General features: G+C 54.1%; 18 protein-coding genes. 5 read left to right on the top strand and 13 right to left on the bottom strand.

Going from position 1 to position 23241, the window contains the following annotated elements; genetic code table 11:
• Window positions 1-148: 148 nt before the first annotated feature.
• From AOY24_RS16320 to AOY24_RS16290, 7 genes are all read right to left on the bottom strand, one after another.
• A complete protein-coding gene (locus AOY24_RS16320; protein ID WP_054176985.1) occupies window positions 149-1624 on the bottom strand; it encodes an FGGY-family carbohydrate kinase in 1476 nt (491 codons plus the stop codon).
• A gap of 10 nt (window positions 1625-1634) precedes the next feature.
• Window positions 1635-2516 (bottom strand): L-ribulose-5-phosphate 3-epimerase, encoded by an 882-nt coding sequence (locus tag AOY24_RS16315; RefSeq protein WP_042998958.1) that lies wholly within the window; start codon window positions 2514-2516, stop codon window positions 1635-1637.
• The gene (locus AOY24_RS16310) at window positions 2516-3559 is read right to left on the bottom strand and encodes an ABC transporter permease (protein ID WP_054176984.1); all 1044 of its coding nucleotides are present in this window, start codon (window positions 3557-3559) and stop codon (window positions 2516-2518) included. Before AOY24_RS16310 ends, AOY24_RS16315 begins: the two co-directional genes overlap by 1 nt.
• A gap of 13 nt (window positions 3560-3572) precedes the next feature.
• Complete coding sequence (locus AOY24_RS16305) at window positions 3573-4565, bottom strand: ABC transporter permease (RefSeq protein ID WP_042998956.1); 993 nt, start codon at window positions 4563-4565, stop codon at window positions 3573-3575.
• Entirely contained in the window at window positions 4558-6075 is a 1518-nt protein-coding gene (locus AOY24_RS16300) for a sugar ABC transporter ATP-binding protein (protein ID WP_054176983.1), read from the bottom strand. The genes AOY24_RS16305 and AOY24_RS16300 overlap by 8 nt, the downstream gene beginning before the upstream one ends.
• 64 nt (window positions 6076-6139) lie before the next feature.
• On the bottom strand, window positions 6140-7144 hold the full coding sequence (locus tag AOY24_RS16295) for a substrate-binding domain-containing protein (protein ID WP_054176982.1): 1005 nt from the start codon (window positions 7142-7144) through the stop codon (window positions 6140-6142).
• Window positions 7145-7287: 143 nt separating this feature from the next.
• On the bottom strand, window positions 7288-8097 hold the full coding sequence (locus tag AOY24_RS16290) for a DeoR/GlpR family DNA-binding transcription regulator (RefSeq protein ID WP_042998952.1): 810 nt from the start codon (window positions 8095-8097) through the stop codon (window positions 7288-7290).
• A 433-nt stretch (window positions 8098-8530) separates the two neighbouring features.
• Here AOY24_RS16290 and araD point away from each other — a divergent pair, with 433 nt between their 5' ends.
• Complete coding sequence (araD, locus tag AOY24_RS16285) at window positions 8531-9223, top strand: L-ribulose-5-phosphate 4-epimerase (protein WP_042998951.1); 693 nt, start codon at window positions 8531-8533, stop codon at window positions 9221-9223.
• Between the two features lie 62 nt (window positions 9224-9285).
• Here araD and argH read toward each other — a convergent pair whose 3' ends face one another.
• From argH to argC, 3 genes are all read right to left on the bottom strand, one after another.
• Window positions 9286-10659: an argininosuccinate lyase gene (argH, locus tag AOY24_RS16280; protein WP_054176981.1), complete on the bottom strand. Its 1374-nt coding sequence runs from the start codon at window positions 10657-10659 to the stop codon at window positions 9286-9288.
• Window positions 10660-10767: 108 nt separating this feature from the next.
• Window positions 10768-11544, bottom strand: a complete 777-nt coding sequence (gene argB / locus AOY24_RS16275) for an acetylglutamate kinase (protein WP_086512777.1) — start codon at window positions 11542-11544, stop codon at window positions 10768-10770.
• A gap of 7 nt (window positions 11545-11551) precedes the next feature.
• The gene (gene argC / locus AOY24_RS16270; RefSeq protein WP_054176980.1) at window positions 11552-12556 is read right to left on the bottom strand and encodes an N-acetyl-gamma-glutamyl-phosphate reductase; all 1005 of its coding nucleotides are present in this window, start codon (window positions 12554-12556) and stop codon (window positions 11552-11554) included.
• Between the two features lie 88 nt (window positions 12557-12644).
• On the opposite strand from argC, the gene argE reads away from it, so the two are divergent.
• The 4 genes from argE to AOY24_RS16250 all read left to right on the top strand — a co-directional run bounded on the left by argE (window position 12645) and on the right by AOY24_RS16250 (window position 19696).
• Window positions 12645-13796 carry an acetylornithine deacetylase gene (gene argE, locus AOY24_RS16265; RefSeq protein WP_044257496.1) on the top strand — a complete coding sequence of 384 codons (1152 nt, stop codon included), beginning with the start codon at window positions 12645-12647 and terminating at the stop codon, window positions 13794-13796.
• A gap of 371 nt (window positions 13797-14167) precedes the next feature.
• Complete coding sequence (ppc, locus tag AOY24_RS16260; protein ID WP_042998946.1) at window positions 14168-16819, top strand: phosphoenolpyruvate carboxylase; 2652 nt, start codon at window positions 14168-14170, stop codon at window positions 16817-16819.
• Between the two features lie 204 nt (window positions 16820-17023).
• On the top strand, window positions 17024-18757 hold the full coding sequence (locus AOY24_RS16255; protein ID WP_054176979.1) for a phosphoethanolamine transferase CptA: 1734 nt from the start codon (window positions 17024-17026) through the stop codon (window positions 18755-18757).
• 87 nt (window positions 18758-18844) lie between these two features.
• A complete protein-coding gene (locus tag AOY24_RS16250; protein WP_042998944.1) occupies window positions 18845-19696 on the top strand; it encodes an AraC family transcriptional regulator in 852 nt (283 codons plus the stop codon).
• On the opposite strand, the gene AOY24_RS16245 is transcribed toward AOY24_RS16250, so the two are convergent.
• The 3 genes from AOY24_RS16245 to AOY24_RS16235 are packed head-to-tail and all read right to left on the bottom strand — an operon-like array spanning window position 19683 to window position 23182.
• On the bottom strand, window positions 19683-20039 hold the full coding sequence (locus AOY24_RS16245; protein WP_042998943.1) for a PTS fructose-like transporter subunit IIB: 357 nt from the start codon (window positions 20037-20039) through the stop codon (window positions 19683-19685). The two genes, AOY24_RS16250 and AOY24_RS16245, sit on opposite strands and share 14 nt — an antisense overlap.
• 1 nt (window position 20040) lies before the next feature.
• Entirely contained in the window at window positions 20041-20919 is an 879-nt protein-coding gene (locus tag AOY24_RS16240; protein ID WP_054176978.1) for a [formate-C-acetyltransferase]-activating enzyme, read from the bottom strand.
• Window positions 20885-23182 carry a formate C-acetyltransferase gene (locus AOY24_RS16235; RefSeq protein WP_054176977.1) on the bottom strand — a complete coding sequence of 766 codons (2298 nt, stop codon included), beginning with the start codon at window positions 23180-23182 and terminating at the stop codon, window positions 20885-20887. Before AOY24_RS16235 ends, AOY24_RS16240 begins: the two co-directional genes overlap by 35 nt.
• Window positions 23183-23241 lie beyond the last annotated feature (59 nt).

The raw sequence follows: 23241 nt of genomic DNA, 5'->3' as shown, positions 1-23241 counted from the left end.
TTAACCCTTGAAGCCACTGCCCGTTCAGAGAGTCTCTCTCTACCCAAATAACGAAAGCCAACGTGAACTTTTGCGGACCCCGTGGTCCGCATTTTTTTTGCGTAAAAAAGCCAGGCATCGTGCCTGGCCGGAATGAAGTTAATCAGCGTTATATTGCACTCAATGCATCCGCAACGCGTTTGAATTGCGCAAACCGGCTACGCAGTATGTTGTGCTTTACGACATTCGGCTCAAGTCTGATCACCGACGGCAGAGTGGCGTTAATCGCCTGTGCGAATCCTGCATAATCCCCCACGCCAACGGCCGCACACATCGCCGCCGCCCGGCACCCGGACTGCTCGACATCGACAATTTCAAGCGGCAGATTGCTGGCATCGCAAAACATCTGCATCCAGATGCGCGAGTGCGTTGGCCCGCCGGTAAAACGAATCGCCTGGGTTGCGCCGTTGAGTTGCAGCATCCGGTCCTGATGCAGTAAATGCGAGAACACAATGCCCTGATAGATGGCGTAAACCATGTCTGACGCCTCGTGATGCCCTGCCAGCCCGAAAAAGCCGCCGCTTAATGAGTCGCAATAGTTTGAGCCGTACAGCCACGGGAAAAACAGAATGCTGTCTGGCTTCTGATACCCCTGCTCCACCCACCGGTTAAGCGTATCGTGATCGTTTGCCAACGCCGGGAAAAAATGGTTGATAAACCAGGTCAGATTACTGGCGGAAGTGGGGCTGCCTTCATGCGCAAAATACTGCCCAGGAACACTGAATTTACCCCACACATAGGGATAATCCGCCGGAATAATGCGATCGAATACCCGGGTAGCGATAGACCAGGTGCCCGCTACCGCACTGAGGTGCGAGCTGTCATGCACACCGGAGGTGATGGCTGCGCCAACCACGTCAAAGACCCCGCCGAACACGGGTGTACCTGCCTTCAACCCGCATAACGTAGCGGCATCGGCGGTCACATAGCCAGCGAGATCGGCAGAACCTATCACCCCCGGCGTGCAGTGCACCATCTCCTCAATGCCAAACAGGGCGAACAGCGCGGGATCGAACTCATTACGCTGCTGATTAAACAACTGGCTCCCGGAGATATTGGTCTCTTCACAGGCAAGGTTATCCGTCAGGCAGTAACGAATATAGTCGTGCGCCATCAGGATGTGGCCCGTCCGCGCGTAGTTCTCCGGCTCATGCTGTTTCAGCCAGGCCAGCAGCGCTGCCGGATGAGAAGGCCATAGCTGTTGCAAACTGAGCGGGTACGCCTGGCGATCGACACCCTGCGCCTTCCAGCTTGCCACCTGCGGTTGCGCCCGTGAATCTGAAGAGACGATGCCATTACGGACGGGTTTTCCCGATTTATCGACCAGGTAAAGTCCTTTACCGTGTGCAGAAAAGCCAATCCCGCGGATCTGTTCCGCCGCAATATGGCTCTCGGCCAGTGCGCGCTGAATCACGAGACATGTGGTGGCCCAGAGCGCGTTCATATCGCGCTCACAACACCCCGCCTGTGAGCTCAGCAGCGGCAAGGTTTGGGCCGCAACGATGACTTCTCTACCTTCGGCGGTATAAATCCCCGCTTTGGTGACTGTGCCGCCCAAATCAATGCCGATAAAGTAATGGCTCATCGTTATCTCCTTAACCTGCCATGAGTGGCCGTTCGTCATACCACCCGGCTGCCTGCATCTTGCTCTCTATCCACTGGCGCGCATGGATAATTTCCAACAACGGCTCGGCGGACTTTTCCGTCCACATCTCAATCAGGAAGGTTCCCCGATAGTTAAGGCGGCGTAGCGTTTTGAACAGCTTGATAAAGTCCACACACCCTTCGCCAAAGGGCACATCGCGGAATTGACCGGGCGAATCCGGCGTCACCGGGAATGTGTCTTTGAGATGGATCGCGGCAATACGGTCGATGCCTTTCGCCAGTTCGCTCTCCAGTTCGTTACCCCAGGCAGTTAAGTTGCCGACGTCCGGGTAAACGGTGAACCACGGCGAGTTAATTTTTTCATCCAGCACTTTCCATTTGCTGATGGAATTGATGAAAGGCGTATCCATGATTTCCACGGCACACATCACCTGCGCAGCTGCAGCCTGCTCCGCGGCCCAGGCCATCGCATCTTCGAACCAGGCGATAGTCTCTTCATTCTGTGGCTCATAATAAACGTCATAACCGGCAAGCTGGATGGTCCGTATCCCTAGATCCTGCGCCAGTCGCAGTGCTTTTTGCATGATGGCACGCGCCTGCTGGCGAGTCTGGCTATCGTGGCTGCCGAACGGGAAACGGCGATGGGCGGATAAGCACATCGTTGGAATGCGCACCCCGGTTTTCTGGATCGCGCTGATGATTTCCATACGCTCTGCCAGTGACCAGTCGAGACGTGCCAGCCGCTCTTCGCTCTCATCCACCGACATTTCGACAAAATCAAAACCGCAGGATTTTGCCAGTGCCAGTTTTTCTACCCAACTGGTGTTTCCGGGTAGCGCCTTTTCATAAATACCTAACGGGTGGCTACGCATTATCTTCCCTCACGAGTGGCCAGTTGTTGTAACGCTTTTCGGCTGTGATTCATGGCGCGCTGTGCCTGCCATTTTTGCTTAAAGAATTTAAACGCCAGCGCTGCTATCAGCGTGATACCCCAGACCGCCAGATTGAAATGCAGGCTGAGGCCTAACAGGCTCAGGCCGGTGGCGATCACCTGCAGCACCAGCAAGGCGCAAAAGACGTGGCTGACTTTGCCTGAGCCGCCGAAGGGATCGGTGCCGCCCAGCACAATCGCCAGTACCGTCAGCAGCAGATAAGAATCGCCATAGCCCATACGGGCGGAGTTAAAACGGGCCAGCATAATCAACCCGGCCAGCACACACAGCAGACTGGAAATCGCATAAATCGCCATTAACACACGGTGGGTGCGAATGCCGCTAAACCAGGTCGCATTGATGTTGCTGCCGCACATATAGATGATTTTCCCGGTACGGGTTTTGCCGAGGAATAGCGCCAGGCCCAGGGTAGCGACGATAAAAATCACCATCGGCACCGGAATGCCAAAGATCACTTCCGACCCGATACTGCGCACCACCGGTGGCATACCGCTTAGCGCCGCGCCTTTAGTCAGGTAAACGCCGATGCCGCTGATAATGGTCATGCTGCCCAGCGTCACCAGAATCGGGTGCGCGCCAACGCGGGAAATAATGGTCCCGGTGAGTGCGCCGATCACCATGGCGATCGCCATCGCACCCAGCAGCGCCAGAAACAGCCACCACAGTTGCATACCGGTGGACGCGTCAGCCGGCACATACTGGATCAGCAGCCAGGCCATAAACAGGCTGGTCAGATTCGCGGTACCGATAATCGCCAGATTCAGACCGCCGCTCAGCATCGGGACAAACATCGCGAAGGTCAGTAGCCCCAGTTCCGGTAGCTGAAAGGCGATACTCAGAAAAGTGTTGTCGGTAAAAAAATGCCCTGGCATCGCCAGACTGAACGCCGCCACGGCGAAGAAACAGATCGCCAGCAACCCTGAGCTGGTGCTATCAAGCGGTAAAAATGCCTGCTTTTTCATTTCAAGCCCCCTGTCAGACGAATCCAACGTCCGTTTCTTTACGTTTTTTGTAATGGGTGACGCAGATAGCCGAGACAATCACCACGCCGATGACGATATTCACGAAGTAGCTGGAGACGCCGATCAGGTTAAGACCGTTTTTGAGGATGCCGATCAGAAAGACCCCCATTAGCGTGCCGATCACCGAACCGCGCCCGCCGGACAAACTGGCTCCGCCCAGCACGGCGGCAGCCAACACATCGAGTTCGCCGCCCACCAGCGCGTTAGGCACCACTTCACTCATGCGGTAGGCCTGTAGCATTCCGCCAATGGCGGCGGCGGCGCCAAGATACCCGTAGGCAAACAGATAAATCAGCGATACCCGGATACCGATACGTCGTGCCGACTCGGTACTGCCGCCCACCGCATACAGCTGGCGGCCAATATGGGTTTTATTCATCAGCATCCAGGTGAAACAGGCCATCGCCAACATCACCACCAGCGGCAGTCCGACCTGGTAGGTTTCTCCTTCAAAACCAAAACTAAACAGCGATCGCTGGGTGATCCACCAGTCCGGCAGGTCATAGATGCTGTGGCCGTTGGTCAGCCACATCAGCATGCCGAACAACAGCGACTGCATACTGATGGTGATGATGATGGAAACCACATTGAGGTAATAAATCAGGATCGCGTTGATCAGGCCAAATATCACACCCAGCGCGATAGCAAACCCCAGGCACAGCAGCGGGCTGGTCATGGTGCCGCTGAGCAACAGGGACGCCACCACGTACTGAACCACCGACGCCACGGCGGCGAAGGAAATATCAATCCCCCCGGTAACCAGCACCACAAACAAGCCGAGGGCGAATATCCCCGTCACCGCGTAGCTTTCGGTGAGATCGAGCAGGTTCTGGATTGACAGGAACTCATTACTCATCAGCGAAAAAAACGCCAGCATCAGGACGATGACCCAGCCCAGCCAGCCTTCCACCGACCGTGGAAACCGGAGCGACAATACATTAGCCATTAATCACCTCCGCCAGCTGCTGCTCGGTATAGTCCGCAGGCAACAGCTCGTTAATAATTTTCCCGCGCTGCATATGGAAAATACGATCGCAGTTGTAATACGCCTCTGGCGCTTCATCGGTAATCAGCAGCACGGAAATACCGACGCCGGAAAGGCGGTGGATAAGCTGATAAATACTGTCTTTCGCGCCAATATCGACGCCGACGGTCGGCGCATCGAGGATCAAGACTTTGGGGCGGGTTAAAATCCATTTTGCCAACACCACTTTTTGTTGGTTGCCGCCGGACAGCGTCGAGAGCGGGTTATCGGGATTGGCGACTTTAATATCCAGATCCTGGATCCACTCCTGAACGAGGGTAGCCTGCCGTTTTTCGTCAATAACATGCCACGGCGTTTTTAACCGGTTAAGGATCGAAAGCACCATATTGTCGCTGACCGACTGCGGGAGCACCGCGCCCAGCGTCAGGCGGTCTTCAGAGACATAGGCAATGCCCAGTTTCACGGCCTGCGTATTGTCTTTGATGATGACTTTTTTCCCTTCCAGATAAATCTCTCCGCTATCCGGATGGGTAATGCCAAAAAGACTTAACGCCAGCTCTGTTCGCCCTGAGCCTAACAATCCGCACAGTCCCAGCACTTCACCCTGGTGAAGCTTCAGTGAAATATCCTCGAACTGCCCTTTCCGACTGAGCTTATTCAGTTCCAGCACCACTTTTCCTTCCACGCTGTTCGGCAGCTTTTTCTGATGGACAATCGTTCTGCCGGTCATCAGTTCGGTAATACGCGACGGGGTTAGTAAATTCGCCGCCCAGGTGCCAATGATTTCGCCATCGCGGATCACAGTAATACGGTCGGAAATCTCTTTCACTTCATCCAGACGATGGCTGACAAACACCACGGTGATATTTTTATCGCGCAGATAATTGACCGTGCGCAGTAGTTGGTTAACTTCAGTACGCGTCAGCGACGCCGTAGGCTCATCCATAATCACCAGCCGGGCATCGGCCACCAGCGCGCGGCAAATCGCCACCTGCTGGCGCTGGGCAATCGGTAAATGCTGAACCTGCGCGTCCGGATCGAGGGAGAAATGTAATTCGTGGATAATTTTTAGCGCCAGCGCTTTCAGACGGGCTTTGCGGTGCCAGCCAAAATAGCCCTTGAGATTTTCTTCAAAGGCGATATTTTCCGCGACCGTGAGGTTCGGGAATAACGACAGATCCTGATAAATAACCTGAATGCCTAACTCACGGGCTTTATCCGGCGAGAGTCTGGACCAGGATTTATCATCAATAATAATTTCGCTACCGGCATCCGGGATATACACACCGCACAAGGTTTTTATCAGCGTGCTTTTACCACAGCCGTTCGCTCCGGCCAGACAGTGGACTTCGCCTTTATTTAACGTGAGATCAATATTCTTTAATGCCCGATGACCGCCAAAACTTTTGCTTAGCGACTTAAACGTCACCAACGGTTCACCGGCATTTCGTTCTGCAATATGCGGCATCATGCTGTTCCTGAAAACGACCAAAGGATTTCCGGGCCGGTTGGCGGCCCGGTGATGCGACCAGAAATTACAAACCTAACTTCACTAAACGCCGGGTATTTTCAACATCAAGCTTTTCGGGGTTATCGCTCAGGATGGTGTTGTTCTGGACTTTGATTTCGCCCATATCGCCGATTTTGACGCCGTCTTTAATCGGTTCGCCGTTCATCATCGCCGTGGCGACCTGAACGAAAACTTTACCGGCGATCATCGGGTTAGAAATGTAGCCGCCGTCAATCGCGCCTTTCTCCAGCAATTTAATGCCCTGACCCGGAGTGAAGGTGCCGAACACGCAAATCGCATCGTTTTTCTTACGCTTATCAATCGCGCGGCCTGCGCCAATCGGGCCCTGAGAACCGAACGACATAATGCCTTTGAGATCTTTGTATTTGGACATCAGGTCATTCGCAGTGCGCATGGAATCGTCCACCGATTCCGCCACGCCAAAGCGATCTTCCACCAGGGTCATTTTCGGGTAGTGTTCTTTTTGATAAGCAATCGCGGCATTGGCCCAGTCATTCACCAGCGGTACCGTCAGGCTGCCGACAAACATGGCGTATTTGCCTTCTTCACCCATGCACTTCGCCATATCTTTCATATGATTGGCGCCCATGGTTTGGGTGTTCAGCAGCTCAAAATCCCAGTCAGCATTAGCCTGATCCGGTGATTCATGGGTAATCACTTTGATACCGGCTTCCTGGGCACGTTTAAGTACCGGCTCCAGCACTTTCGCGTCGTTCGGCACCACGCCAATCACATCGACTTTCTTAGCGATTAAATCTTCAATGGCCCGCACCTGCTCGGCCGGGTCTGCCGTCGTTGGGCCAACCTGCCAGGCATTAACGCCGAGCACCTTGCCCTCTTCTTTAATCCCTTGTTCCATCACGTTGAACCAGGGAATCCCGCCGACTTTCACAACCACGCCCATGGTAAAAGGCTTGTTGGCTTTTTGCGGCGCAGTGGATTGTTCAGCCCACGCGGCGGTTGATGACAATGCAACAGTAATCAGGCAGGGTAAGAGTAATTTTTTCATCGTAATTTCCTTAAGAAATAGCTTCAGACGCCAGGAATACCCAATAAAAATTGGCCTGACTTTTTATTTATTTCGACTTTCCTCTGGCATTGGCAGAATAACCAGACAGGTGTCATGATTATTCAGATAACGGCTAACACATACTACTTATCGACTTCCACCACATTTAGCTGTGGGTATTGCGCACGATAACGTTGATCAATACAGCTATTAGTTACCATAATATCGATTTCATCCAGCATACATATTTTACTGAAGGCGTATTGTTCAAATTTACTGGAATCCACCAGAAGGATCTTTTGCCCGGAAACCTGTAACATAACCTGCTTTAATCTGGCATTTATTTCACTGCCATCACGTATGCCATTTTCCAGATTTACTCCCTGACAGGAAAAGAAAAAACTATTAATTTGAAAATTTCGAATAGCACTCTCGGCAACGGGTCCATGGAAATCATCGTGGCGTTCAGAATACTCACCACCAATACCGATAATGCGCACTTTATCCCGACAGGCCAGCGCCTGGATAATGCGTAGCGAATTGGTCACCACGGTAATATCAATGTCCGGAATTTGCCGGGCCAGAAACCAGCAGGTACTGCTGTTGTCCATCAGAATGCAATCGCCGGAATGAATAAACTGTAACGCTGCCTTGGCGATTTTAGTTTTGATATCAGGATGTTCCTCGGTACGCTTGCGAAATGATTCGGCGCGGTCCACGCTGCTCGCCTGCCATGCCGTCCCCTCTATCGCCGCTGCCGTCGCCTCTGGCGCATCCAGAGAAACCGCGCCGCCAAAGCTGCGGGTCAATCGTTTGTTACGTTCTAATACTCTCAGATCCCGGCGAATGGTTTCCGGTGATACCTGACATAATTGCGACAGCTCCGTTACCCGCACCGCCCCTTGTTTTTGCACATGGGCACAAATCATTTTGTAACGTTCTGCCTGCAGCATAATAGGGATCCGCTAAGTATCATTTTACATGGTCTTATAATTAACGTTTCCACCCGGAATTAAAGTGATTAATTTCAAGAAATATTCCATTGAAAAAGCCCGCGAACAATTGAACGATACTCATCACAATAAACAATGAAATAACAGCAATCAGTCAACATGTAAGGTGATAAAACTCACAAAATACGCTTGTTTTGCACGCCTGCCGTAACCTGAAAACACTCAAACAAACATAAATGGTCATCTTAGGATTGACCAAATATGCCCGAATGTGACCGAGTATGACTTTTTCTTGCCATGACGCGCCTGACTACGTTTTACATCCTATTTATTCGGCGTAATTTAAATAAAAACGCGGCACATATTTTATGTTATCCATCGTTAAGTCATTAATGCTGTTAAATAACATGCTTCCTATATTCTGGAGTCAACAATGAATACGTTAAAACAACACGTTCTCGAGGCGAATTTATCCCTGCCTGCGCATAAACTGGTAACGTTTACCTGGGGTAACGTCAGCGGCATCGATCGTGAAAAAGGTATTATGGTCATCAAACCTTCCGGAGTGGAATATAACCATATGGGTCTGGAAGATATGGTGGTGGTGGATGTACAAAGCGGCAACGTTATTGAGGGAAATAAAAAGCCATCATCAGATACCGACACGCATTTAGCGCTCTATCGTGCTTTCCCGACGATTGGCGGCATCGTACATACGCATTCCCGACACGCCACTATCTGGTCGCAAGCCGGAAAAGACTTAATGGCTTTAGGCACCACGCATGCGGATTATTTTTACGGAACCATTCCTTGCACGCGCCCGATGCATGACGACGAAATTAATGGCCGCTATGAATATGAAACTGGCAGCGTGATTATCGAAACCTTTGCGCAGCGCGGGCTCTCACCGGAACAGATCCCGGCGGTACTGGTCAACAGCCATGGGCCTTTCGCCTGGGGTTCTGATCCTGCTAACGCCGTGCATAACGCCGTGGTACTGGAAGAAATCGCTTATATGAATTTGTTTACTCAGCAGTTACAGCCTCAAATTCCCGCCATGCAACCCACGCTGCTGGATAAACATTTCCTAAGAAAACACGGCGCGAATGCTTATTACGGACAGTAATCTTCGCGTGATGGCATAAAAAAGCCTGGCATCTCGCCAGGCCAGATAAGCCAGAATACCCGTTATGCCAGACGCGCCTTCGCGTAGCTGATCGCTTGTGCGATCTGCTGCGGAGACACCCCGCCCTTCGCGGCACGTTTGTCCAGACACGACTGCAGAGAGAGGATCGGGTATACGTCATCGCCGATGACGCTACTGAATTTCTGCAGATCGGCGAGCGGCAGGTCTTCCAGCGGTTTCCCCTGACGAATCGCCTCAACAACCGTTTCACCGACGATGTGGTGCGCTTCACGGAACGGCACGCCTTTCGCGACCAGATAATCCGCCAGTTCGGTAGCATTAGCGTACCCCTGCTGCGCCGCTTCCTGGCAACGCGGACGTTTCACCTGAATGCCGTCCAGCACCAGCGCAGCCATATGCAGGCAGTCCAGCCAGGTGTCGAGCGCGTCGAACAAGCCTTCTTTGTCTTCCTGCATATCTTTGTTGTAGGCCAGTGGAAGTCCTTTCAGCGTCATCATCATGCCCGTCAATGCGCCCTGCACACGGCCACATTTACCGCGAATCAACTCCAGCGCGTCCGGGTTTTTCTTCTGCGGCATCAATGAAGAACCGGAGGTCACGCGATCGGAAAGCTCAACAAAGCCCGCTTCACCGGTGTTAAAGAAAATCAGATCTTCGGCAAAACGCGACAGGTGCACCATACCGATAGAGGCGTCGGACAGCAGTTCCAGCACGTGGTCACGATCCGATACGCTGTCCAGGCTGTTACGCGTGGCCGATGCAAATCCCAGCCAGCCCGCCAGCTGTTCACGATCGATTTCATAGGCGGTCCCGGCCAGCGCGCCACAGCCTAATGGGCTAACGTCCAGACGCTTTAACGCGTCCTGCAGACGGCTTTCATCACGCGCCAGCATTTCGACATACGCCAGGCACCAGTGCGCAAACGTCACCGGCTGCGCACGTTGCAGGTGGGTATACCCCGGCATCACCGCATCCTGGTTATTTTCCGCCGTCTCGACCAGTGCGCTCTGCAACTGACGATTGGCGGTAAGCAGTTCGGTCACCGTCACTTTGCACCACAGTTTCAAATCGGTAGCAACCTGATCATTACGGCTACGCCCGGTATGCAGCTTTTTACCTAACTGACCGACTTTGTCGATCAGTTTGCCTTCCACCCAGCTGTGAATATCTTCGGCATCACTTTCGAGGATCTGTTGCGGATTAGCGCGAACCTCTTCCAGCAGTACGTTCAACGCCTCTTCGAGCAGAAGTTGTTCGTCAGCGGTCAACACGCCAACGGTAACCAACGCTTTGGACCAGGCCACAGAGCCAACAATATCCTGCTCCGCCAGGCGGTAATCAAAGCGCAACGAATCGTTGAACTGTTTGAACCGCTGATCTGCTGCCTGAGTAAAACGCCCACCCCAAAGTGCCATAACGAATTTCCTTAATTTGATATTTTTGCCCGGTGGCGCTGCGCTTACCGGGCCTACAAAACCCATGCAGGCCGGATAAGGCGAAGCCGCCATCCGGCACATTAATAGTTAAGCCAGAATACGTGTACCGATCGGCGTACCGTTGAACAGCGCAGGGAGTTGCTCGGCATGACGCCAGGAGGCGATATCCACCGGACGACCCAGCGTGCGTGCAGCATCCAGCGCGGCATTGACCTTCACAATCATGCCATCGGTAATAATACCCTGGTCGATCAGCTGTTCCGCTTTCGCGGCGGTCATTTCAGCAATGCGCTGACCTTTACCGTCGAGAATACCACTCACGTCGGAAAGCAGGATCAGATCCGCGCCCAGCGTCGCCGCCAGCGCTGTCGCCGCCTGGTCCGCGTTCACGTTCATCAACTGCCCTTCTTCCGTCACCCCAATCGAGCTGACGACTGGCAGAAAACCATTTTCCAGCAGCGTGTTAATCAGCGTAGGTGAACCCGGCTGCGCCAGTCCAACATGGCCAAGCTCTTCGTCGAGCTGGGTCACTTTTACGCTATCGCCATCGCCAAGATACAGGCCTACGGAGGCGATGTGGTGTTTCTTCGCCCAGGCCAGCAGCGTTTTGTTCGCCGTTCCCGCCAGCGCACCGGTGATGATGTCGATCTGGTCAGCAGGCGTCACACGCAGGCCGTTTTTCTTTTTCACCGGCAGGTTGAGCCCTTTCATCAACTCATCAACGACACAACCGCCGCCATGGACAATGACCAGCGGACGCTGATGCGACTCGCGATAGTTCACCAGCGCAGTAAAAAGACGCTCCAGCGCCTCTTCGCTATCCAGTAATACGCCACCCAGCTTGATAATTAATGGACTCATCATTGCACCCTTAAATAAGAGACTGCGTTTCAGCAAAGCCGAAACGGATATTGGCACACTGCACTGCCTGTGCGGCGGCGCCTTTCAACAAATTATCTTCGGTTGCCACCACGATCACATGTTCACCCTGCACGGCAAAACCGATATCGCAGAACGGCAGCCCAACGACATTCTTCAGCGCCGGAACGCCTTTGTCATACAGACGCACCAGCGGTTTATCCGCATACGCCTGCTGTAATACCTGCGCGACCTGCGCAGCGGTCACGCCCGGCTGCAGTCGACAAGTGATCGTTTCCAGGATCCCGCGCGGGAAATTGCCCAGATGCGGGGTGAAAATCACGTCCGTTCCCAGATGGGTGGCGATCTCCGGCTGATGACGATGGGTAAACACGCCATACGGTTGCAGGCTCACTTCGCAGAAGCTGTTAGACAATGCCGCTTTACGTCCCGCTCCGCTCACCCCGCTGGTCGCGTTGATCACCGGCCATTGCGTCAAATCCAGCAGTCCGGCATCAATCAGGGGTTTCAAAGAAAGTTGCGCCGCCGTGGGATAACACCCCGGCACCGCAATCAGATTCGCCTCTTTCAGTTTGTCGGCGCTCCACTCCGCCAGACCGTAGACCGCCTGCTCAAGCAGGTTGGGATACTGATGGGTGAAGCCATAGTATTTTTCATAGAAGCCGGCATCGTTCACGCGGAAGGCACCGGAAAGGTCGAAGACCACGCAACCGGCAGCCAGAAATTGCGGCGCCAGGTCATGGCTGACTTCGTGGGCGGTGGCTAAAAACACCACATCCACACCATCGGTAAACTCGCTGATATCGGACATCGGCTGCAACGGCAGATCGACGATGCCTTTAAGCTGTGGATGCAAATCAGAAATTAACTTTCCCGCATCATTGCTTTGCGCTGAGACGGTCAAAGCGGTTATGGTCATATGAGGGTGGCGATTCACGTAGCTTACAAGCTCTGCGCCCGCATAACCGCTAGCGCCTACAATCAGCGTATTCAACATCAGGTTCCTTTATGCTCAACGTTAATGTATTTTTATGCACATTTATTGCATGAATATTGATACTATCACGACCTAAGGTGTGTCAACAATGAAAATGAACTTACCGCCATTTATCGAGATCTACCGCGCGCTGATTGCCACGCCGTCCATCAGCGCTACCGAAGAAGCACTGGATCAGAGCAATGAGTCTTTAATCAATCTGCTGGCGGGTTGGTTCAGCGATCTCGGTTTCAACGTTGAGATTCAACCGGTCCCGGGAACCCGCAATAAATTCAATCTGCTGGCCAGCACCGGACAAGGAGCAGGCGGCTTACTGCTCACGGGTCATACCGACACCGTACCGTTTGACGATGGGCGCTGGACGCGCGATCCCTTCACCCTTACCGAGCATGACAATAAGCTCTACGGTCTGGGTACCGCAGATATGAAGGGCTTCTTCGCATTTATTCTCGACGCGCTTCGCGACGTTGATGTGACACAACTGAAAAAACCGCTCTACATCCTGGCGACGGCAGATGAAGAGACCAGTATGGCGGGGGCGCGTTACTTCTCGGAAAACGCGTCGATTCGTCCTGATTGCGCGATCATCGGTGAGCCCACGTCGCTACAGCCGATTCGCGCTCACAAAGGTCATATCTCGACGGCGGTACGGGTGATGGGCCAGTCCGGTCACTCCAGCGATCCGGCACGCGGCGTGAACGCCATCGAACTGATGCACGACGCGATTGGTCGCATTATGCAACTGCGCGATACTCTGAAAGCGCGTTATCACTACGACGCGTTCACCGTACCATATCCCACCCTGAACCTGGGTAGTCTGCACGGTGGCGATGCGTCGAACCGAATTTGTGCCTGCTGTGAATTGCATATGGATATCCGCCCGCTGCCGGGCATGACGCTGGGCGATCTGGATGGTTTGCTGACGGAAGCCCTGGCACCAGTGAGCGAACGCTGGCCGGGTCGTCTGACCGTTGCCGAACTCCATCCGCCGATCCCTGGTTACGAGTGTCCGCCGGACCATCAGCTTGTCGAGGTAGTGGAGAAACTGCTGGGCGAAAAAACCGATGTCGTGAACTACTGCACCGAAGCGCCGTTTATTCAGACCCTGTGCCCAACGCTGGTGTTGGGACCGGGTTCAATCAATCAGGCGCACCAGCCTGACGAATATCTCGAGACGCGTTTTATTAAGCCCACCCGTGAGTTAATCACCCAGGTCGTGCACCACTTCTGCTGGCACTGATCGAACTACCCGCTTTCCCGGCCTACCTCCGATGGTAGGCCGGATATGCGCAGCGCCATCCGGCAATGCATTTTCACATTCCGATAAGCATTTCTTATCTGGCTGGATGTGAATTAAATTTCGTAAATTACCCGCATTTATTCGTTTGCTGAACCGATTTCGCCGCAATTGACGCCACGGGTTTTACGTGGCTTTATAAAAGACGACTACTAAACAAAGTCCGAAAGATTTCGTGTCACAGCAAGGCGGCAAACAAGCCCATTCCAGGGCGCTTACATAAGTAAGTGACCTGGGTGGACGAGCGCAGCCAACGCCGCTGTGGCGTGAAAGATACAGGACTCATAGATTAAAGATGGGGTGTCTGGGTAAATATGAACGAACAATATTCCGCGTTGCGTAGTAATGTCAGTATGCTCGGCAAAGTGCTGGGAGAAACCATCAAGGATGCGCTGGGAGAGAACATTCTTGATCGCGTAGAAACAATCCGAAAGCTGTCTAAATCCTCACGCGCTGGCAATGAAGCAAATCGCCAGGAGTTGCTCACCACGTTACAGAATTTGTCGAATGACGAGTTGCTGCCGGTCGCACGCGCGTTTAGCCAGTTCCTGAACCTGGCCAACACCGCCGAGCAATATCACAGCAGTTCGCCAAAAGGCGAAGGCGCCAGCAACCCGGAAGTGATTGCCCGCACCCTGCGTAAACTGAAAAACCAGCCAGAGCTGAACGACGCCATCATCAAAAAAGCGGTAGAGTCGTTGTCTCTTGAGCTGGTGCTGACCGCACATCCGACGGAAATTACCCGTCGCACACTGATCCACAAAATGGGCGAAATCAACGCCTGTCTGAAGCAGCTCGATAACAAAGATATCGTTGAATACGAACGCCACCAGCTGATGCGCCGTCTGCGTCAGTTGATTGCACAGTCCTGGCACACCGATGAAATTCGTAAGCTGCGCCCAAGCCCGGTTGATGAAGCCAAATGGGGCTTCGCGGTGGTCGAGAACAGCCTGTGGCAGGGCGTACCGAACTATTTACGCGAGCTGAACGAACAGCTGGAAGATAATCTGGGCTACCAGTTACCCGTTGATTTCGTTCCGGTCCGTTTCACCTCATGGATGGGCGGCGACCGTGACGGCAACCCGAATGTAACCGCAGATATCACCCGCCACGTTCTGCTGCTGAGCCGCTGGAAAGCAACCGACCTGTTCCTGAAAGATATTCAGGTTCTGGTTTCCGAGCTGTCGATGGTCGATGCCACGCCGGAACTGTTAGCGATGGTCGGTGAAGAAGGCGCTTCGGAGCCTTACCGCTATCTGATGAAAAACCTGCGCTCGCGCCTGATGGCAACCCAGGCCTGGCTGGAAGCGCGTCTGAAAGGCGAGAAGCTGCCGAAACCGGCAGGTCTGCTGACGCAAAACGAACAGCTATGGGAACCGCTGTACGCCTGCTACCGGTCACTGCAAGCCTGCGGCATGGGCATTATCGCCAACGGTGAACTGCTCGACACTCTGCGTCGTGTGAAATGTTTTGGCGTCCCGCTGGTGCGTATTGATATCCGCCAGGAAAGCACCCGCCACACCGAAGCGCTGGGTGAACTGACCCGTTACCTCGGCATTGGTGATTACGAAAGCTGGTCAGAAGCGGACAAACAGGCCTTCCTGATCCGTGAGCTGAACTCCAAACGCCCGCTGCTACCGCGCAACTGGGAGCCGAGTAATGACACTCGTGAAGTGCTCGACACCTGTAAAGTCATCGCCGAAGCGCCGAAAGGGTCGATTGCTGCCTACGTCATCTCAATGGCAAAAACGCCATCTGACGTGCTGGCCGTGCATCTGCTATTGAAAGAAGCCGGAATTGGCTTTGCCATGCCGGTGGCCCCGCTGTTCGAGACCCTTGACGACCTGAACAATGCCGACGACGTCATGACCCAACTGCTGAACATCGACTGGTATCGCGGTCTGATTCAGGGCAAGCAGATGGTGATGATTGGTTATTCCGACTCGGCAAAAGATGCCGGCGTAATGGCCGCCTCCTGGGCGCAATATCAGGCGCAGGATGCGTTGATCAAAACTTGCGAGAAAGCCGGTATCGAACTGACGCTGTTCCATGGTCGCGGTGGTTCTATCGGTCGCGGGGGCGCACCGGCCCATGCCGCCCTGCTTTCACAACCACCGGGCAGCCTGAAAGGCGGTCTGCGCGTGACCGAACAGGGCGAGATGATCCGTTTCAAATACGGTCTGCCGGAAGTCACCGTCAGCAGCCTGTCGCTATACACCAGCGCCATTCTGGAAGCGAACCTGCTGCCGCCGCCAGAGCCGAAAGACGCCTGGCGTCATATCATGGACGAACTTTCAGTCATCTCCTGTGACGTGTACCGTGGCTACGTGCGTGAAAACAAAGACTTTGTCCCGTACTTCCGCTCCGCAACGCCGGAACAGGAACTGGGCAAACTGCCGCTCGGTTCGCGTCCAGCGAAACGTCGCCCGACCGGTGGTGTGGAATCTCTGCGCGCTATTCCGTGGATTTTCGCCTGGACGCAGAACCGCCTGATGTTGCCAGCCTGGCTCGGTGCCGGCACCGCGCTGCAAAAAGTGGTGGAAGATGGTAAGCAGAGCGAACTGGAAGCGATGTGCCGCGACTGGCCGTTCTTCTCCACCCGTCTCGGCATGCTGGAAATGGTGTTCTCGAAAGCGGATCTGTGGCTGGCGGAATATTACGATCAGCGCCTGGTCGCGAAAGCGCTGTGGCCGCTGGGCAAGGAGCTGCGCGAACTGCTGGAAGAAGACATCAAAGTGGTGCTGGCGATTGCCAACGATTCACATCTGATGGCCGATCTCCCGTGGATTGCCGAGTCTATCCAGTTACGGAATATCTACACCGACCCGCTGAACGTTCTGCAGGCCGAGCTGTTACACCGCTCGCGACTGACGGAACAACAGGGCAAAGAGCCCGATCCTCGCGTTGAACAAGCGCTGATGGTCACCATTGCCGGCGTGGCGGCAGGTATGCGTAATACCGGCTAATTTTCCCCCTCCCCCCCTCTCGTGCTATTGCGCGCGAGGGGGTTGAAATAGTTCTGTCATAACCTCCGCACATTCACTATATTTCTGTCTGTTTTTTCCACCGTGAGATTTTTCAGAGCAACGTGTGCCTTTGCACCGGTGCTTCAGATTCTCTTAAGGTTTAGTCGCTACGTTTGGCACCACGTTTAAAGACAGGCTGACAATATGCAATCCACAACCCTCCAGTCTACGCCATCATTTAGCTGGAAAGCCCTTGGCTGGGCGCTTCTCTATTTTTGGTTTTTCTCCTCTTTATTACAGGCCATTATTTTAATTACGGGTTTCAGCGGTACCAACGGACTGCGTGACTCGTTGCTTTACAGCTCCCTTTGGCTGATCCCAATTTTCCTGTTCCCGAGTCGGACCCGCATTATTGCTGCGGTGGTGGGGATCGTGTTATGGGCGACGTCGCTGGCCACGCTCTGCTATTACGTCATCTACGGGCAAGAGTTTTCGCAAAGCGTCTTGTTCGTGATGTTTGAGACTAACGCCAACGAAGCCAGCGAATACCTGAGCCAATACTTCAGCCTGAAGATTATCGCCATTGCGCTGGCCTATACCGTCGTCGCCGTATTTCTCTGGACACGACTGCGCCCCGTCTATATTCCCGGACGTTGGCGTTGGCTCGTCTCTTTTGCGCTGCTGTATGGGCTGATCCTGAACCCGTTTGTGGTTCGTTCTGCGTTTGGCAACTCGCCGTATGAAAAAACGCTAAGCGGCCTCTCCTCACGTATGGAACCAGCGGCGCCATGGCAGTTTGTCATTGGTTACTACCAGTATCAGCGCCAGTTGACCTCACTTAACAACCTGTTAAGTCAGAACCACGCTCTGCCTCCGCTGAGCAATTTTAAAGACAATTCCGGCGACGCGCCGCGCACGCTGGTGCTGGTGATTGGCGAATCCACCCAACGTGGCCGCATGAGTCTGTACGGTTATCCGCGTGAAACCACGCCGGAACTGGACGCATTGCATCAGTCGGATCCGAATCTGACCGTGTTTAACAACGTCGTGACCTCACGCCCTTACACGATCGAAATCTTGCAACAGGCGCTGACCTTCGCGAACGAGAAGAACCCGGACCTGTATCTGACGAAACCGTCGCTGATGAACATGATGAAACAGGCGGGGTATAAGACCTACTGGATCACAAACCAGCAGACGATGACCGCCCGTAACACCATGCTGACGGTTTTCTCGAAGCAGACCGACGAGCAGTTCTATATGAACCAGCAGCGTACGCAAAGCGCGCGCGAATATGACACTAACGTGCTGACGCCATTTAAGAAAATCATGGCTGATCCGGCACCGAAAAAGTTCATCATCGTGCATTTGCTGGGCACGCACATTAAGTACAAATTCCGTTACCCGGAAGACCAGGGCAAGTTCGACGGTAGTACCGATCATGTCCCGCCAGGTCTGAGCGCAGAAGAGCTGGAATCGTATAACGATTACGACAACGCCAACCTGTATAACGACAAAGTCGTCGCGAGCCTGATTAAGGATTATAAAGCGACCGATCCGAACGGCTTCCTGCTCTATTTCTCCGACCATGGCGAAGAGGTGTATGACACCCCGCCGCATAAAACGCAGGGTCGTAACGAGGACAACCCGACGCGTCACATGTATACCGTGCCGTTCTTGTTGTGGACGTCCGAGAAATGGCAGGCCGCGCATCCGCGTGATTTATCACAAGATGTGAATCGTAAGTACAGCAGTTCGGAACTGATCCACACCTGGTCCGACTTAGCCGGGCTGACCTACGACGGTTTCGATCCGACGCGCTCCATCACCAGCCCGCAGTTCAAAGAAACCACGCGCTGGATTGGTAACCCGTACAAGAAAAATGCGCTGATTGATTACGACACTCTGCCGTATGGCGATCAGGTCGGAAATCAGTAAGTCATTCAGCAGGCCACGCTTTTTAGGGTGGCCTTTTTTCGCCCTGGCAGTTACTGTTTCCTTGTCTGAGCAACGCAAGGGATCATCATGTATCAAGACGTCAGCCATCTTCTATCCCGCCTGATTCATGGCCCCGCGCCGCTGCGCCAGATTTTCTTTGCCAGTACGCTTACCCCCATCCCGGCGCTGGCGTATCAGGTCGATTTTCCCCGTCTGGAAATCGTGCTGGAAGGTGAACTGACCGACGCCAGCCTCACCGACACGCTCACCCCATACGATGTGCTCTATGTGCCAGCAGGTGGCTGGAATCTTCCGCAGTGGCAGGTGCCGGTCATTACGCTCAGTATCCTGTTCGGCAAACAACAGCTCGGATTCAGCGTGGTGCAATGGGACGGGGAAACATACCAGAATCTGGTCAAACAGCACGTGGCGCGCCGTGGCCCGCGTATCGGTTCCTTTCTGTTGCAGACGCTCAATGAAATGCAAATGCAGCCGCAGGAGCAGCAAACGGCGCGGTTGATTGTCGCCAGTCTGCTCAGCCACTGTCGCGACCTGCTCGGCAGCCAGATTCAAACCGCCTCCCGCAGCCAGGCGCTGTTTGAGGCTATCCGAGACTACATTGACGAGCGCTACGCCTCACCGCTCACCCGGGAATCGGTGGCGCAGGCGTTCTATATTTCGCCGAACTATCTCTCGCATCTGTTTCAAAAAACGGGGGCGGTTGGCTTTAACGAATACCTGAACCATACGCGACTGGAACACGCAAAGACCTTGTTGAAAGGCTACGACTTAAAAGTGAAAGAAGTCGCGCACACCTGCGGATTTGTGGACAGTAACTACTTTTGCCGCCTGTTTCGTAAAAACACCGAACGCTCGCCGTCAGAATATCGTCGTCAGTATCACAGCCAGCTAACGGAAAAGCAGGTCAGTCCAGAATAAGATGGGTATATTGCGGAGCGGAAAGCAACTTACGCACCGCGCTCATGACACGCTGCGGTTCGCGCAGAAAGGCGTTAATGCCGGACTGGACATAACGGCATTGAGTGAAACGTTCCGCCCCCGCCAGTTCGATATCGGTAATCAGCAGCACGGCATCCGCCCGACGGATATCCTCTTCGGTTAAGCGATTTTCCGTACCAAGCGCCCCCTGCGTTTCAATCTTAATGGTCCATTTTTCCTGCTGGCATAACTTCTCCAGCCGTTCAGCCGCCATGTAGGTATGGGCCACACCGCTTACGCAGGCCGTCACCGCGACCAGAAATCGTCCTGTTGACACGGACATATTACCCTCCTGTTGTGACCTGAAAGCCCGCGTTCTCCGCCATCTCACGCATTTGGGCAATAATCTGTTCCGCTGGCGCAGGGACGTCCTTCATCCCCCACTGCTGCCCGAGCAACCGATATTTCGGTTCTCCATAGAGATGAAACGGTAGCAGGTGCAATTGCTTTATACCAAGCGATAACAGCAACGTCAGCGCGCGCTGCATATTCTCATGTGTGAGCGTGTAACCGGGGATCAGCGGCAAACGGGGGATCACGTTAACGCCCTCCGCCACCAGCATCCGCAAATTAGCCACGACGCGTGGCATATTCATCGCCACAATCTCACGGGCCCGTTCAGGCTCCATGATCTTTAAATCGAACAGCACTTCATCACACGCTTTCGCCAGCGGAAGCAGCCGACGGGCGGGGGCATCGCCTGCCGTTTCAATTGCACAATGCACACCCCAGCGCCGCAGACGCTGTAAGAATCGCGTAGCGAAAGCCGCCTGCATCAACACCTCTCCGCCCGACAGCGTCACCCCGCCGCCAGAAGTGCGAAAGAAAACGTCATCTTTCATCACCTCGCGTTCCAGCTCATCCAGGGTGACATCACGGCCAATACGCTCAAACGCCCCGGAAGGACACTCGTCGGCATCACGCAGACACGGCGTACAGTGCAGGCATTTGCTTTCCCGTCGCACCGTTTCAATTCGTGGCGAGATCGATTCCGGATTGGCGCACCACGGGCAGGTGTGCGGGCAGCCTTTAAAAAAGACCACCGTGCGGATCCCCTGACCGTCATTCAGCGAATACCGTTGAATATTGAAGATGCGTGCGACCTCCTCGTCGCACGACTCCACAACCTCACAACTGATGCGCGGTGCGGCGAATGATGTCATCCTGAATCTCCTTCGACAGCTCGACAAAGAAGGCGCTATACCCTGCCACGCGTACCACCAGCCCGGCGAAATCCTGGGGTCGCAGCTGCGCTTCCCGCAGCGTTTCGGCATTCACCACGTTAAACTGAATATGCTGCAATTTGAGCTGGGTAAAGGCGCGCAAGAAATCGCACAGTTTGCGTAATCCTGCCTCTCCTTCCAGCGTGGCGGGCGTGAACTTCACGTTCAGCAACGTCCCGTTGGACAACAGCGTGTTATCCAGCTTACTGACCGATTTCAGCACCGCCGTCGGTCCCTGCATATCCTGTCCAAGCATCGGCGAAAGGCCGCCATCCGCCAGTTGCTCTCCGGAAAAACGCCCGTCCGGTGTCGCCCCTACCACCGCCCCCAACGGCACGTGTGCGGACACGGTATAAGAACCCGGCGTAAACTGCCCGCCACGCGGATTCTGATACTTCTCCACCTCTTTGCAGTAATAACGCAGCAGTTCGGCGCTGATGTTGTCCACCTCATCAATGTCATTACCGTATTTATGGAAGCGGTTGATCAACCTGGCGCGGATCTTTTCCCCTTCCGGCGTGGCAAAGTTAGCCTTTAACACCGCAAGAAGTTCGTCAAAACGGAGGCGCTGCTGCTCAAACACCAGTCCATTCAGCGCATGCAGAGAATCGCTGAGGTTGGCGATGCCAATACCCTGCACACCCGAGAAATTATAGCGCGCGCCGCCGTCGGTGATGTCACATCCCTTCTCCAGACAATCACTGATAAACGAGGAGAGCAACGGCACTGGCGCCCAGTCGCGATGACCGATGTCGCAAATATTACTGCCTTCAACCATCAGCGTGATGTAGTGGCTGATTTTGGCGCGAATATGTGCCAGCAGACCGTCCCAGGTCAGCTCACCATTACCTTCATTCTCGTACAGGCTAATTTCCATGACCTTCAACAGATTGAACATAGCGATATCATGCAGACCATAGGTTCTGCCCGGAATCGACAACTCCACGCACCCTACCACGGCGTAATCACGCGCATCATCCAGCGAGACGCCCCGGTTGAGGAATGCCGGGATCACCACTTCATCATTAAAGATCTGTGGAATACCGGTACCCAGGCGGATAGTCTCGGCAGTCTTCATCAGAAACGGCGTATCAATCAGCGTGTTGGTGCGAACGCCCAGATTCGGCTGGGGTAACTGCACACTCTGATAGGCATCGAGACAGAGGAATGAAAGCACGTTTACCGCACTGCGGCCATTCTCCGTCAGGCCACCAAGTAGCGCGGTATAGCCGGTCGGGAAGCCAGCGAAATAACGTGCGCTGCTGGTCGAACGCAGGAGCACAATGTCGTTGCATTTCACCCACAGCGATTCCAGCAGTTCTTTCAGGAATGCGGGATCATCTCCCTGCGCCAGCGACGCCTGATAAAACGGCAGCATGTACTGATCGAAACGCCCCAGCGACAGCGAACTAGCGTTGGACTCGTACTGCAAAATGATGTTCATGTACCAGAACAACTGGCACGCCTGCCAGAAGGTGTGCGGCTTATGCTGCACGTTATGCCGCGAGTTGGCAGCGATAGTCAGCAACTCCTGGCGACGAGTGACGTCAGGGCAGCGTTCAGCCATCTCTTCCGCCAGTACGGCATAACGCAGAATGTGGCGCTGCGACGCTTCCAGCAGCAGCAGTGCCGCCTGATAAAAGGCGTTATGCGGCGCCTGCTCGCAGTGCGCGCGCATCTCCATCACCAGTTCACCCAGCCCGTGATTCAGCAGGCGCGGATAATCAATGATGATATGCCCCTGTCCCTTATCCGTCTGGTTGATGCTAAAAATCTGGGTACTGACGGCGGCCTTAACCTCATCCGTCATCTGACCGTTGATGAAATCCTTCATCGACCGTTTTTCCCAGTAAGGGAACAGCACATCACGATAGAGGCGTTTATCGTCTTCGCTGATGTCGAAACGGTCCTGGGGACGAGTCGGGAACTGATCCAACTCGTTGAGCAGCCAGTACGGGTCCATCTCCGGCGACATGATGCCCGCACGCGGTTTAACGGTACGGTTGCCGGCAATCAGTTCCTCATCACGAATCGAAATCTCGACATGCTCGAGGATATACGCGGTCGCTTTAGCCCGACGTAAAATGACCGGCTCCCCTTCCGTCTGTTGATGACTGGCGGTATACAGCATTGCACGCTCAAGCGAAATTTCCCTGCTGTTCTGAAAGAGTGCCGCTTTTAAGCGGTGGATGCGGTGGGTCATGAGGAACTCCTGTGGGCATGAATGCCTGATGGCGCTACGCTTATCAGGCCTACAAATTC

This window comes from Citrobacter sp. CtB7.12 (assembly GCF_001297795.1).
Taxonomy (GTDB): Bacteria; Pseudomonadota; Gammaproteobacteria; order Enterobacterales; family Enterobacteriaceae; genus Citrobacter_A; species Citrobacter_A amalonaticus.
The sequence above is the reverse complement of the archived record's forward strand: the minus strand, read 5'-3'. Positions and strand labels throughout refer to the sequence as shown.

Excerpts from the sequence above, each read along its gene's own strand:
- AOY24_RS16245 (WP_042998943.1), bottom strand. The coding sequence starts at position 20,039 with ATGTCCGTGTCAACAGGACGATTTCTGGTCGCGGTGACGGCCTGCGTA.
- AOY24_RS16235 (WP_054176977.1), bottom strand. The coding sequence starts at position 23,182 with ATGACCCACCGCATCCACCGCTTAAAAGCGGCACTCTTTCAGAACAGC.
- argC (WP_054176980.1), bottom strand. The coding sequence starts at position 12,556 with ATGTTGAATACGCTGATTGTAGGCGCTAGCGGTTATGCGGGCGCAGAG.
- ppc (WP_042998946.1), top strand. The coding sequence starts at position 14,168 with ATGAACGAACAATATTCCGCGTTGCGTAGTAATGTCAGTATGCTCGGC.
- AOY24_RS16240 (WP_054176978.1), bottom strand. The coding sequence starts at position 20,919 with ATGACATCATTCGCCGCACCGCGCATCAGTTGTGAGGTTGTGGAGTCG.
- AOY24_RS16255 (WP_054176979.1), top strand. The coding sequence starts at position 17,024 with ATGCAATCCACAACCCTCCAGTCTACGCCATCATTTAGCTGGAAAGCC.
- argB (WP_086512777.1), bottom strand. The coding sequence starts at position 11,544 with ATGATGAGTCCATTAATTATCAAGCTGGGTGGCGTATTACTGGATAGC.
- argE (WP_044257496.1), top strand. The coding sequence starts at position 12,645 with ATGAAAATGAACTTACCGCCATTTATCGAGATCTACCGCGCGCTGATT.
- argH (WP_054176981.1), bottom strand. The coding sequence starts at position 10,659 with ATGGCACTTTGGGGTGGGCGTTTTACTCAGGCAGCAGATCAGCGGTTC.
- AOY24_RS16250 (WP_042998944.1), top strand. The coding sequence starts at position 18,845 with ATGTATCAAGACGTCAGCCATCTTCTATCCCGCCTGATTCATGGCCCC.
- AOY24_RS16315 (WP_042998958.1), bottom strand. The coding sequence starts at position 2,516 with ATGCGTAGCCACCCGTTAGGTATTTATGAAAAGGCGCTACCCGGAAAC.
- AOY24_RS16310 (WP_054176984.1), bottom strand. The coding sequence starts at position 3,559 with ATGAAAAAGCAGGCATTTTTACCGCTTGATAGCACCAGCTCAGGGTTG.
- AOY24_RS16295 (WP_054176982.1), bottom strand. The coding sequence starts at position 7,144 with ATGAAAAAATTACTCTTACCCTGCCTGATTACTGTTGCATTGTCATCA.
- AOY24_RS16305 (WP_042998956.1), bottom strand. The coding sequence starts at position 4,565 with ATGGCTAATGTATTGTCGCTCCGGTTTCCACGGTCGGTGGAAGGCTGG.
- araD (WP_042998951.1), top strand. The coding sequence starts at position 8,531 with ATGAATACGTTAAAACAACACGTTCTCGAGGCGAATTTATCCCTGCCT.
- AOY24_RS16320 (WP_054176985.1), bottom strand. The coding sequence starts at position 1,624 with ATGAGCCATTACTTTATCGGCATTGATTTGGGCGGCACAGTCACCAAA.
- AOY24_RS16290 (WP_042998952.1), bottom strand. The coding sequence starts at position 8,097 with ATGCTGCAGGCAGAACGTTACAAAATGATTTGTGCCCATGTGCAAAAA.
- AOY24_RS16300 (WP_054176983.1), bottom strand. The coding sequence starts at position 6,075 with ATGATGCCGCATATTGCAGAACGAAATGCCGGTGAACCGTTGGTGACG.